The organism is Bartonella sp. CB10SXKL (assembly GCF_042195515.1).
Classification (GTDB): domain Bacteria; phylum Pseudomonadota; class Alphaproteobacteria; order Rhizobiales; family Rhizobiaceae; genus Bartonella.
Window position 1 is genome coordinate 145,490 of sequence record NZ_JBHION010000001.1, and the last position, 14,080, is coordinate 159,569.

Consider the following 14,080-nt stretch of genomic DNA (forward strand, 5'->3'; position numbering starts at 1 on the left):
AAAATAATAGGTAATTTTTATTATTAAAAAATATTGCTTTAAATGCGTTTGACAATAAAATCGATATCTTATGAATTCTCTGCTTGCCTCATGCTTTTGACGGTCTTTAATGGAATCATGTCCTTCACGTAAAAACAGAATGCCATTGTGTTGCAAATTCACGTACTTGTTTTAAAGAGACCTCTCTCAAAGTCTTCCCTAAGCCCATTTCGCGATAACATTCGTGAATTGTATAACGATAAATCCATTAACCCCCTCTATCTTTACGCTTATGGAGTAATAAACCGGCACCATTCACACTATTCTGCCAGTCCCTAATGTTGCGACAGCTCTTAGCTCTCGAGATGATTCATAAGAGGCATTTTTAGTCATTTCTTAATAGTTTTATCCACACAGGATTCCCCGCTTGTAGCATACAAGCCGAATGGTTTTGATTGATTCAATACGAAAGAGATTCGTACGATATTCAAAGTTCTAATTCAAGTTGAATAACAATAAATTATCTTTATAAATCAATATATTGCACACACTACATTCTTTAGGCAACAGCACGATATGGGCTTGAAAACAAGGTAAGGTATTTCTCTAAAATAAATATATAGCAGCAAAATAACATACTATCTTTCGTGAAGATTTTGTCCCTTTAGAGAATAGCATAACAAAAAATCGAATATTTCAGATATATCTCTTCACGCCTCAACAAAAAGCTTCTTCTTTTATAGGATTTCTAGTCTATGCCTCCTTCCTCAGATTTAGAAATGAAAGACAAAAAACGAAGAAATTGTTTTTTTAAAATTCAATCTTTAATAATCTCTTTCATAAAAGAGACCTATACTAGAATTTTGTTCATTTCCTATAGCACCTTTAGCTTTGAGATGACGCGAAATATCTAAATTAATTGTCCCTTTCGTCGTTCCATCAGACCCTGCTTCAAAGCCCAAATAAATATTATTGTGTATGTAGCGTCCAATACGTAAGCCTGTATTACCCTTCTCATTAACGATAACATCAAGATCATCAAGTCCAATTTTAGTTCGTAAAGTATTCAACAAAGATGTATTAGAAGCACCTGCAAGATCAGCCGCTGCTGCTGCAAGTTGAGCAATCTGAAATGGTGATAATTCATTAAGAGAGCGATTAAAAATCAAACGAGCCAAAATCTCATCCTGAGGCAAATTTGGTTGTGAAGAAAAATTAATATCAAGATTATCAACCGTCCCACTTACAGTTACAGTGACGCGAATATCACCACTGTTATTGTTGGTTACAAAATAAACCGTAGGATTAAGATTACCACTAAAACTCGCTTGTCCTTGATCAAAATTAAGACGTTGCGACAGGATATCAAAACGTCCACGAATCATTCTAAATTCACCAACTGGATGCACATCATTCAATGGACCTGCTAGATTAATGCGTCCTCCCAGTTCAGCATCTAAGCCTTTTCCGCGTACAAAAAATTGATTGCGTGCTGTAATACGCATATTTGATAGCACGACAGATGACGATTCTTGTGTAACTATACGGCTTTTGCTTTTGTTCGTGTTCTTAACATCAGCACGTTCAAGTGTTGTTTGAATCGATTTAGTTAAATTCTTATTTCTAACATCAAGAAACTTGGCACTTTTAAAATGATCAGGAACAAAAACTTCAGCTTTTTCAACGATGATATCACCACCAAGAACAAGATTATTTAAAAAATGACCTGTCATTGTCATCTCACCTGATAATGTTGCCAGAATCATAGAACCATCATTATAATTGGCATTATCAAGATGAAATATCAAATCTGTCTCTAGACTATTAGAGATACGACCTGAAGCAGAAATTCCCCCCCCCTCAAACGAAGAAGCTGAAGCTTTCTCTATAAGGATATGATCACCTTTCAATTTGCCTTCAAGCTTTATATTATTCAATCCTACATTTGTTTGTGAATCAAAAAAGCTACCGTCGCCTATAGAAATATTTCCTAACAATTGTGGCTTTGATAACGCCCCATTAAGAGCTGTATCAATTCTTGCTGTACCCGTTATATGTGCACCACGCTTGGCTAATAAGAGATTAACAAAATCAAGAGGCATTATCCCTTTAACGTTTAATTTTGCCTCTGAACCATTAAGAGACACAGGCCCATGGATGGAAAGATCTAATCCTTTATCTCCAGTAGCTATCATATTTTCAATATGAAATGTCGATTTTTTATAAGAACCACGAGCATTTATATTGATTGACATCGGTCCTTTATGCGTCATAGCGGTTAAATTTTGACTAGAAAGCTCAAAATGAGCAGATGGATCCTTCATTGTTCCACCAATATCAACTTTACCTATCACTGTCCCATCAAGCGCTTGTCCTGCAATAAAACCATTCGCCAAACGTGCAGATAAATTTTGCAAATTAATATGAAGATCAAGCGCATTTTTCTCTAGAGATACATGCCCCTGAGCTTGTGCTTGTACTCCTTCTCCTGTTAAATTTGCATTCAAAGTAAGATTTTGATCTACAGTGTTCCCCGTAGCAGAAAGAGAAAAAGGCATAATTTTTTTATCTTGAAAAGCAACGGTTGTCAGTCCCTCACCTTTTATATCGTAAGTTATATTAGGTTTTTTTAAATGACCACGAATCATAACCTGCCCTGTTACACTCCCTGCTGCTCCAAGATCAGATTTCCACAGATTGACTAAAGCAGCAGGAAGCGCATTCATTGTAAGTTGCAAATTCATGGTATCTTGAATATTCCCTGCTAAGATGATGTTGCCTCCATTTATTGCAATTCCTAATTCATTGATTGTCATTCCATCTTTATCAAAAGCAATTATGGATGGCTTCGGCAATGTTGCATGAAAAGTATGTTGTTTTAAGTCCACAGTTTCAATTTGCACTTCTCGTTTTATACTTTCTGGAAGTTCCTCAACCATTAAACGACCAGAAAGCCGTGCATTGAGAGTATCATGCAACATCGCTTGGACAGTAAAAACCGTTTGTCCATTATTCCTATCAGCGTGAGCATTTAAACGATTGACCATTACCAAAGGTGTTTGAATATGTTCTGCATTGATAACTCCTTCAAACTGAGTCATGCCAAAAGGATCGAATATGTCAGCATCTATTGCCAATTTTTTTATTTTATTCTTGGAAAAATTCAAATGGTTAACATGCGCCTTCACATTGGTTTTTTGTCTGCCATTTTGTTCATCAAAAATAAAATCTCCTTTTACTTTTCCACTACCATCCTGCAAAAATAACGCTGAAAGTACGGAAATATCATCGGCATCAATATGCAGCGCTCCTTTCAAAAAACCGCCAAGTTGTTGAGAAAGATCACCCGTTATTTTTGCACTTCCCCCTCTAATATCGATATTTTTAAGTTTTCGAATTTTATGAGAATCTTCAAAAGAGGCCGATACATGCAAAGGTTTCTTAGCAAAAATCCCTTCACCTTTTACCACCCCCGTTAAAGAAGTAATTGGTGCTGTATTATCTACAAATGCATCTATGTTAAGTGTTGTGTTTTGAAGTTTCTTCCCTACAATTAATGCTTCAGCAATATGGGCACGTGTATTTAGTTTTATATGGCTATTGCGCCCTCTCGCCGTACTTTGAATTGTAAGCGCACCGCTTATCTTTGGATCTAATTTGGACAAATCAGATATTTGAGCAGATAGATCCATTTTAGCGCTTTCATCTGAAAAATAACCATTAGCCTCTATGTTTGTATATTGATTTTTCAAATTAAAATGACGAAAAATGACACCCCTCGTATTTCGAGTAACACCACCTGAAAGAGTGATGTTTCCTTTGAATAAACGATCAAAAGACTGCATGCCTATTTTCATATCGTCAGCCATTCCTGATAATTGGAGATCAAAAATGCCACTCAATAAACTGATCGTTCCTTTGGCTTTAATATCTGCACTACCAGAAAGTGATTGTTTACTGAACACTTCCAAAGGAGTTAATGTTTGAGCTTTTAAACCGAGATCGCCTTTAAAAATAAAATTCTCCATTGTCCCTTTTAACCAAGAAGAAAAACCCTGAGCCGTAACACTCAGATCATGAATCAAAATTGGTTTGTTCGAAACAATATCCGTATCTAAATGCACATGAACCGCTTGGCTTAAATTTTCTACTAACGCTCCCTTAATCTTTTTAACCCCTTGAAGCGTCCCTTTAACCTGAACACCAACATGACGAGAAGCTGCATTATCAAGATTTTCGCTTACTCCTCCCATATCAAAAATTGCATCGCGAATATAAATATTTTTATTGCTTAAATGATTTACAACCAACCGCCCACTCCAAGATTGTTGACCTTCGCGACCATAGTCAATGTTCAAAGCAAGAGTATTCGCAGATTTTGGCACGTCTGATATAGGTAAATGAACAGAATCCTTTTCGTTATCAAGAGCCATTTTTCCATCAACAAAAAGCCGTCGCAAAAATCCATCGGCGGTTATTTCAGCATTGGCTATAACGTTCATTGCTTTGTTCTGAATAACCATCTGATCAAGGTGTGTCACACCTTCTTTTGTTCTTCTTGCCTTTGCTTTTAATGTTATATTAGATTCGAAGAGACTACGATATTGAGAAGGTATTAAAGGGCTCAGTGTTCCCTCTAGTTTCGTAGAAAAACTCTGTCCTTCTGGAACACTTGCAAGAATAACATTACCATCTACAATAGAATGATGATCAGACTCTAAAGAAAGTTTGATAACCAAATCATCAAAAGTACCATCACCTTTCAGGACGAGATTTAATGCTGGACATTGTTCAATGTTAAAAATATTTGCCAAAATACCATTTTGTGGTTCGTTAGCAGAAATATCAATTTGAGCTGTACGATTACTATCAGATATCTTGGTGAGAACAGAAAAAGAACCCGGTGCATCTAAACGATGCGCCGCTATATCAACATCAAAATTACCACTAGCCAAGGTGAAATTGCCTTTTAAGGACATATCAGCAGAAAAACCAAAAAGATTCTGTTCAAATGTCACATGTTGAGCTGTAAGCGTATTGATAGAAAGAGCAAGCGGTAATTTTGGTAAAGAGAACTTACCCGTCTCAAGGGAAGAAACAAAAGAAGAATTGCCTTGCGGTTTGCGTAAGAATGTAACCTGTTCTGCCGAAAGCTGGTTAATATCCATCCGCCCTCTCAGCAATGCTAGACGATTCCAATCCATTTTAGCATTGGTAATTTTAAGCCAAACCCCTTTTTTATCACTGACAGTAATAGTATCAATTGATGTTTGAGAAGACAGTGTCCCTTGCATATTGTGTAAACGAACTTGACGATTAGGCGCTGAAAGCTTTCGTTCAATTAAAGAAACAAACCATGAGCGATCATCTGTTTTCATTTCGCTAGAGGGAAGAATGTCTCCTCTTTGCGCAAAAACAAAACCACCCACCCCAAAAAACAAAAATACAAAGAAGAAAGCTGATAAACGTACACCTTTTTTCATTAAAATGCTTGCCCTATACCCACATAAAAACCAATGCGAGGGTCACCCTTCTCTCTCTTTAAAGGAAAGGCTAAATCAACGCGTAAAGGACCAAGACCCGTCATATAACGTCCTCCTATACCGGCTCCCCATTTAATTTTTTGAGAAAAATCAAAATTCGCCTTTTCCCCTACTAAACCTCCATCAAGAAAACCGACAACCCCTATTTTATCATTTAAAGAAACACGCAATTCTGCCGATCCCTCAATAAGCGCCCGTCCACCAACAACCGCATCATTTTCTATTTTGATACCAATATTACGGTAAGCATAACCACGAACAGAGCCCCCACCACCAGCAAAAAAAAGCGTATTTGCGGGTACTTGTGCTGTATCATTCCCAAGAATTGTACCAAGCTTTGCCCGCGCAGCAACAACAAAACGATCCCCTTCATCCAACGCCCAATAAGAACGACCTTCTGCTGTTACTTTTGCAACAAAGTTGCTAAAACGCATCTCATAAAAAGGCTCAATGAAAACTTCACCATATAAACCTTTTGTTGCATTAAACTTATTATTACGACTATCGTAAATCAAGCCGCTAGGGAAACCGATTGTTGTAAAATTACGGCTCCCAAAATAGATATCACGTGAATAACCATTTGAAACTTCTACAGCAGCCTGTCCCGATAGATTACCATTGAAAATATGCGTAATACCTAATTTTCCTTTGATGGCTTTTGTCGTATAATTTTCTAAAACATCTTGTTGTATTTTTAATTCTGACCTGAGATCTGTATCTGGCGTGAGTACACCAGGCTTTATAAACGTGCCACCGAAAAGATAATCAAAATTTTTAAAATTATATGATTGCTTTTTATTGCTACCAACACCACTTATTTTTGTTTCAATTTTAAGAGTCTCTGCATGACCCAAAAGATTGTTATGCATCCAATAAGTCTCAAAACCAGCACCATCTAATGTTGAATAGCTACCGCCTACACCAAAACGACGCGGTTTACGTTCTTGTACAACAAGCATAAGCGGTAAACTACCATCTAGATTAATAGTATCAGCCTCACGTATATTGATAGCACGAAAAACACCAAGGCGCGCAAGACGTTCATTTGCCTTAGCTAACGCATCGGAATCGTATATCTGCCCTGGTTTCAATCCAGTCATCCACGCGATATAAGCTGAATCTACACGTGGTTTCTTACTTATATTACGCACACTTAAAGGACCATAATGAGCCTTTTGTCCAGGACCAACAACAATCCGTCCTTCAACACGCAATGTAGCATGATCAGCCACGACTTCACTCTTCATAATTTTAGCTTTAGCATAACCTTGTTGCCGCCATCCTTCTATCGCCCATTTTTCTGCTTTCAAAATGGTTTCAGATTTAGCAATAGCCCCAACTTTATAGCCCAATTCTTCAATTGTGGGCATTTTATGCGCTTTACGTTTTTCAAACGGAGCTACTTTATCAATATTGGCAATACTAAAAACATATTGTGGACCAGCATTAATTGTAATAACGATATTCGATTGTGCTGGAAGTTGAGTTACCGGACTTAAATCAGCGACTTCTAAGCCATTAATTTTAATACTAATAACACCACCATAGCGTCCATCAGCATAAAGAGCAGAAAGAATTGCTCGATAATCTGAACGCGCCTTGGCTAGCAAACCAGAAGAACTGGCGGATGCTTTCTCTTTATCAGCAACAAGAGAAGAAACAGATTTAACTATTTTTATACCTTCTAATGGCGCACCTGGCGGTGCAACAACATCAACTTTATAAAATCTCTCTGTACTTTTTGCATAATGTGAAGGAGAATTTGTTTTCTTTTTACCAAAAAGAGGAATGCCGAAAAAATCAAATGCAGCAAGAGGCTGTGGAAAAGAAAAAGAAAAACACAAGCCTATAAAGACACAGCGCACAGTCCCTGATTTTAACAAAATTCTTGTCTGGTATACCATAAAATCAGATACCTTATAATACACTTTGCCTCTACTACGCTTTAAATAATATAAAAATAAGAAAGGTAAATATAATTACTTTGCACATTTTACGCGTTTTATCACATCAAATAACACTCTGCGATACATAACGTCACCCTCCCCTTATATTTTCATAAAATTCTGCACTGTTGTATAACACGAACAGCCTCATTCTTTTTTTCTTAACATATTTATTTAGCTTATTATAAATGTTTTATTGCGTCCCATATTATCATGGTTAAATTTGTACAAATGACTTTCCATGAGAACGCTAAAAACTGCCCATGTATATAGATCTCTCTATAAAAAAAACCATAGAGATGCTTCTTGATTTTTATAAATAGATATGATTGTCTCTACCAAGTCTAAAGGGGGAAAATAAATAAATGATCGCACGTATTACAACTGTTGCTTTTCGCGGTCTAGAAGCAGTCCCTGTCGATGTACAGGTTATGATTTCGTCTGGTAAAATAGGAATGGCTATTGTTGGATTAGCTGATAAGGCAGTTGCAGAAAGCCGTGAACGTGTACAAGCAGCCCTCCACGCTTGTGGACTTTCTATGCCTACTAAACGAATTACGATTAATCTTGCACCAGCTGATTTGCCTAAAGAGGGATCGCATTATGATTTGCCAATCGCCGTAGGCTTAATGCTTGCTATGGGAATCCTCCCTCCTGAAGTAGCACAAGACTATATCATTTTAGGAGAATTATCACTGGATGGTTCGCTTACCGCTGTTAATGGTGTTTTACCAGCCGCCATGACAGCTTTATCACTCGATAAAGGGCTGATTTGTCCCTTCCAATGTGGACCTGAAGCAGCATGGGCAAATGCAGAAATAAATATTCTTGCTCCAGAGACTCTGCTCACTATAGTCAACCATTTCAAAGGAACCCAAATTCAAAAACGTCCACAACCGCGCCAATATACTATCGAAACTGAACTTCCAGATCTTTGCGAAATCAAAGGACAAAAAACAGCCAAACGTGCCTTAGAAGTTTGTGCTGCTGGACGCCATAACCTTTTGTTTGTAGGCCCCCCTGGTGCTGGGAAATCTATGTTAGCGCAACGCTTACCTTCCATTTTGCCACCTCTTGATAGCCGTGAGCTTTTAGATGTCTCTCTGATTGCTTCTATTACAGGAGAAACGGTTCATAATACCATTTCACTTCATTGCCCCTTTCGTTCCCCACATCATTCTGCTTCCATGGCCGCAATGATTGGTGGGGGGCTTAAAGGACGACCGGGAGAGGTCTCCCTTGCCCATAATGGTGTGTTATTCCTTGATGAATTGCCTGAATTTTCTCCGCAGGTTCTTGATTCTCTTCGTCAACCTTTAGAAAGTGGGGAGTCAGTTATCGCCCGCGCTAATCACCATATTAGCTATCCTGCTCGCTTCCAACTCATTGCCGCAATGAATCCTTGCCGATGTGGTATGGCAGGCGAAAAAGACCATGTTTGCCCTAAAGGAATACGCTGTCAAATCGATTATCAGTCCCGTATTTCTGGTCCTCTGCTTGACCGAATTGATTTACGGATTGATGTCCCTGCTTTGACAGCTATGGACCTTATGCAACCAGAACAATCAGAAAAAAGCTGCGACGTTGCCAAACGCGTCGCACGATGCCGTACCATTCAAGCTAAACGTTTTTCAACAATGGGGTTTGATCATATTCGTACCAATGGCGATTGCCCTGCCAAAATTATAGAACAGATTGCCATTCCTGATAAAAGTGCGACCATACTCTTACGAGATGTGAGTGAAAAAATGCACCTCTCTGCACGCGCTTATCATCGCATTCTCAAAGTTGCACGCACAATTGCTGATCTTGACGGATCAGATACTCTTTCACGCTATCATCTCGCAGAAGCTATTTCCTATCGACTAGGCGCAGAAAGATTAACAGCCCTTAATTAAAAAACTATTCATCAATAAAAACTTATTGGAAAATAACGCAAATAAAGTTCTGTAAGTTTACCATCTTCTTCTAGTGATTTCAGCGCATAATTGAGTATATCAACCAATTTTTCATTCTTTTTTGCAACAGCAAGCTGCATTCCTTGCCCCAATAACTGTGGCGCCATATATGCCCCCCCAACAAAATGGCAGCAATCAACAGATTTTTGTTTTTTGAACCATAATGATAAAGCAAATCCATCATCAAAAATAAGGTCAATTTTACGCTCTTGTAACGCTTTATAGAGCTCTTCTCTCTTTTTAAATCCTTGCCATTTGGCTTTAGGAAAATAATGTTGAAAGAGTTTTTCGTGAACACTTTTAGACAAAACACCACTGGTTAAATGTATCAATTGATCGCTTATTGGCTCATCGAGATTTAAACGTCGAGAAGCAACAAATCGCGCTGGAAAACGTAAATATGACTTTGTAAAAACAAGATCTTGCTGGGTTTTACTTGTTTCTTTTAAACCCGCAATAATGACTTCCGCATCACCATTTTCAACATGTTCTACAAGCTCTTTCCAAGGAATCACTTCTACTTCACAAAGCTTCTCTAATTTTAATTTTGAACAAATAGCGCGCAATAAATCGATATTATAACCTGCAAGATGCCCCGTTTGATCAATAAAATTAAAAGGAGGAAAATCAAAAGTTGTTACAAAACGCAAACGAAAGATATCCGTTGTATCAGGTTGTACCAAGTGTTCATGCGAATCAAAAAAAGAAGGCAGCCTTTCAGCTTCTGCGTAAGAGGAAAATAGAACCCCCCCTGCTACAAATAAAATACGAATAAAAATATTGTATGGATTATTGAATAAAAGATACCGTAAACGCAATTGAAGATGTTTTACATATATAGATTTTTTTATTTTCAAAATCTCTCCCCCATTTTTCAAAACTAAGATGCAACTCTTCTTAACTATTATCTAACGCACTTCACCAAAATATCTGGCGTTTAATAAATAAAATTCTTGCTATTTTTTAAAACTGTTAAAAAATTTAACAGTTTTCATATATTTTTTTTGAAACCATTGAAAATGCTTAGATTTCTGATGTTAATTTTCCAAAATAAATATATAAAAGGTAATTTTAGAGAAAGGTGATTTAATTTTTTAAATATAAGAAATAAGCTGTATATACTTTAGTGGCACACTTTATTTTATCAAAATATCTCGCGTATCTTAAAATATTAAGACCATTTCCTTGCGTATCACAACTAGGGAAGTATATAGATACTATTGAAGAAAAGAGTAAAAATACCCCTCAAATGCCGAGGTTTTTCTCAACATTAAGGTTGCATCAACATTTAAGAGTTGAAAAATAAAATGATGATTCTGGTTTGTGCTTTATTGTCAAGATGGGAAAGGTGGGAGACATGAATCTTGTAGTATTCACAGGGTATTTTGCGCTATATTATTCAAACATCGTTGTAAAATGAGTTTGGAAACATTGAGAGATGTTCCTTAAAAAAGCGCGAGAATATCAGCGCAATGGTGCTTTGTTTTAAATGAGGGACGTAACCTCCATTACAGAAATGAGAAAAGCATAAAGCGTAAGACAATGCGTCATCACCCTCATTATTCAAAAACATCACCGTAGACGTTTTTTAAAATTGTAAAGTTGAATATAAAAGATGATCGTGGAAACGTGTTTTTATATTTACGCGTTTATATTTTCCTCAAATGAGGCTTTTTTCACATTTTAAAGATGACACCAACCAATATACACAATATTTTCGCCTCAATCTAACATACAAAAGTTTGAACTGCTTAGAGAGCTCGTAACCTTTGTTTTAAATATATGGTAGAATTAGGATTGAAAATTGATTTATGGATAAAACAAGTAAGACCTCTGTTAGAGTAACACAAAAATGCATAACTAATTTTAAAACATTACGCATATGCAAAAATAAACAAAGTAAATAGCATCGTTTTATGAAACAACTTTTTGTATAAGTCAAAAGTGTTTATTCGCCTTATATCACCGCCCTCGTGTTTTACAGCATAACAGTACACTATCATTTCATCATTCTCTCCATTATATATCGACAGATATTGAATCTAGATCTGATATACGGTAAATATTTAATGTGGTTATTCCATAAATAACTGATCAGAACATTGAGCTTTGAAAAAAGCGGATAAAATATTGTAAATTGAACACAGGAATGGACTAACTTATGAGTGATGAAATAACCTCACCAGTACAAAGCAATAACTATGATGCCGCTTCTATCAAAGTTCTCAAAGGTCTTGATGCTGTACGCAAACGTCCTGGTATGTATATCGGTGATACTGATGATGGATCGGGTTTACACCATATGGTCTATGAAGTTGTAGACAATGCTATTGATGAAACTCTAGCCGGTCATGCTACTCTTGTAAACGTCACGCTCCATGCTGATGGTTCTTGTTCTGTTCGTGATAATGGACGTGGAATTCCGACAGATATCCATCCAACAGAAGGTATTTCTGCAGCTGAAGTTATTATGACACAGCTTCATGCCGGCGGAAAGTTTGATCAAAACTCTTATAAAGTTTCAGGCGGATTACACGGTGTTGGTGTCTCTGTTGTGAATGCATTATCCGTTTGGCTTAAATTGCAAATCAAACGCAATGGTAAAATTCATGAAATATCATTTACCCACGGGGTAGCTGATGCTCCATTAAAAGTTATTGGCGATTGCGATAGAGAAAGTGGAACAGAAATCAGATTTTTACCAAGTTCTGAAACTTTTACTATGGTTGAGTTTGATTTTGAAACTTTGGAGCGCCGCTTACGGGAATTAGCCTTTCTAAATTCTGGGGTTTATATTCTTCTTGTTGACGAGCGTCATGCTGATATTAAATCAGTTGAATTGCATTATGAAGGTGGATTAACGGAGTTTGTCAAATATATTGACCAATCAAAAAAAGCCCTGCTTGATAATCCTATTTATATTGCAAGTGAAAAGGATGGTATGAGTGTTGATGTTGCCCTATGGTGGAATGATTCCTATCATGAGAAGGTCTTGTGTTTTACCAATAATATTCCTCAGCGTGACGGTGGAACTCATTTGATAGGTTTTAGAAGTGCCCTTACGCGCCAAATTAATGGCTATGCTGAATCTTCAGGTATTGCTAAAAAAGAAAAAGTGAACTTAACCGGTGATGACTGCCGTGAAGGATTAACAGCTATTCTTTCTGTCAAAGTTCCTGATCCAAAGTTTTCTTCACAAACAAAGGATAAGTTAGTCTCTTCTGAAGTGCGCCCTATTGTTGAAAATTTGGTCAATGAAGGTCTTTCAGTATGGCTGGAAGAACATCCTCATGAAGCAAAACTTCTCATTAGTAAAGTGGTAGAAGCTGCAACAGCACGTGAAGCAGCGCGCAAAGCACGTGAACTCACAAGACGAAAAGGGGCACTTGATATCACTTCTCTGCCAGGAAAGCTTGCCGATTGCCAAGAACGTGATCCTGCAAAATCAGAAATCTTTATTGTCGAGGGGGATTCGGCTGGCGGTTCAGCAAAAAGTGGGCGCTCACGTCAAAATCAAGCAATTTTACCCCTTCGTGGTAAAATCCTCAATGTTGAACGAGCACGTTTCGACCGCATGCTCTCATCTGATATGATTGGAACACTTATTACAGCTCTTGGAACGTCTATCGGTAAAGATGAATTTTCACCGGATAAATTACGTTATCATAAGATTATTATCATGACGGATGCGGACGTTGATGGAGCCCATATTCGAACTTTGCTGCTTACTTTCTTTTTTAGACAAATGCCTGAATTGATTGAACGTGGTCATCTTTATATTGCTCAGCCTCCTCTTTATAAAGTATCGCGTGGAAAATCTTCCCAGTATATTAAAAATGAAGCAGCGTTTGAAGAATTCTTGATCGATACTGGATTAGAAGAAACAACGCTTGAGCTTTCAACGGGAGAAGTTCGTGCAGGGGCTGATTTGTATCAACTCGCTAAAGATGCTCGTATATTACGTCAACTTTTAAATGGTCTTCATACCCGTTATGATCGTAATATTGTTGAACAAGCAGCAATTGTTGGCGCTTTTAATCTTGAAGTCTTTGCATCACAAGAAAAAGCGCAAAAAATAGCAGATACTATAGCACACCGCCTTAATCTGATTGCTGATGATATGGAACAAGGTTGGAGTGGACAATATACAGCAGATGGAAGTTTATGTTTTGAGCGTATTTTGCGTGGTGTTAAAGATGTTGTTACGCTTGATGTGGGACTTATAAATTCAACTGATGCACGTCAAATTGATCGCATTTCCCAAAATTTTATCGACATATATCATCCTCCTGTTCTTTTACGTCGCAAAGATAAAACAGAGCGTATTTTTGGTCCTATGAGCCTCTTAGAAAGCATTTTTACAAACGGTAAAAAAGGTGTTACTCTTCAACGTTATAAAGGTCTTGGGGAAATGAATGCTGAACAACTTTGGGAAACAACGCTTGATCCCAATGCACGTTCTCTTTTACAAGTAAAAATTAATGATGCAACCGATGCAGATTCACTTTTTTCTCGTCTCATGGGTGATGAAGTTGAACCTAGACGTATTTTTATTCAAGACAATGCCTTAAACGTTGCCAATCTTGATATCTAAAGGTACTCTTCTGTTTTTGGCTGTGTAAATGTCGTAGTTTTATACGTTGTTTTTTCGTAG

At 37.3% G+C, this 14,080-nt stretch carries 5 protein-coding genes; 2 read left to right on the forward strand and 3 right to left on the reverse strand.

Translation table 11 applies throughout. The features are described 5' to 3' along the window. Nucleotides 1-803: 803 nt before the first annotated feature. Both ACFIK3_RS00535 and ACFIK3_RS00540 read right to left on the reverse strand, forming a co-directional pair. A complete protein-coding gene (locus ACFIK3_RS00535) occupies nucleotides 804-5,462 on the reverse strand; it encodes a translocation/assembly module TamB domain-containing protein (RefSeq protein WP_375663326.1) in 4,659 nt (1,552 codons plus the stop codon). Further along, nucleotides 5,462-7,426: an autotransporter assembly complex family protein gene (locus ACFIK3_RS00540; protein WP_273790214.1), complete on the reverse strand. Its 1,965-nt coding sequence runs from the start codon at nucleotides 7,424-7,426 to the stop codon at nucleotides 5,462-5,464. Before ACFIK3_RS00540 ends, ACFIK3_RS00535 begins: the two co-directional genes overlap by 1 nt. 407 nt (nucleotides 7,427-7,833) lie before the next feature. On the opposite strand from ACFIK3_RS00540, the gene ACFIK3_RS00545 reads away from it, so the two are divergent. Further along, entirely contained in the window at nucleotides 7,834-9,366 is a 1,533-nt protein-coding gene (locus ACFIK3_RS00545; RefSeq protein WP_375630585.1) for a YifB family Mg chelatase-like AAA ATPase, read from the forward strand. 11 nt (nucleotides 9,367-9,377) lie between these two features. Here ACFIK3_RS00545 and ACFIK3_RS00550 read toward each other — a convergent pair whose 3' ends face one another. After that, nucleotides 9,378-10,283 carry a transporter substrate-binding domain-containing protein gene (locus ACFIK3_RS00550; protein ID WP_273790212.1) on the reverse strand — a complete coding sequence of 302 codons (906 nt, stop codon included), beginning with the start codon at nucleotides 10,281-10,283 and terminating at the stop codon, nucleotides 9,378-9,380. Nucleotides 10,284-11,587: 1,304 nt separating this feature from the next. Between ACFIK3_RS00550 and gyrB the strand changes: the two genes are divergently transcribed. Further along, complete coding sequence (gene gyrB / locus ACFIK3_RS00555) at nucleotides 11,588-14,020, forward strand: DNA topoisomerase (ATP-hydrolyzing) subunit B (protein WP_273790211.1); 2,433 nt, start codon at nucleotides 11,588-11,590, stop codon at nucleotides 14,018-14,020. Nucleotides 14,021-14,080: the final 60 nt, after the last annotated feature.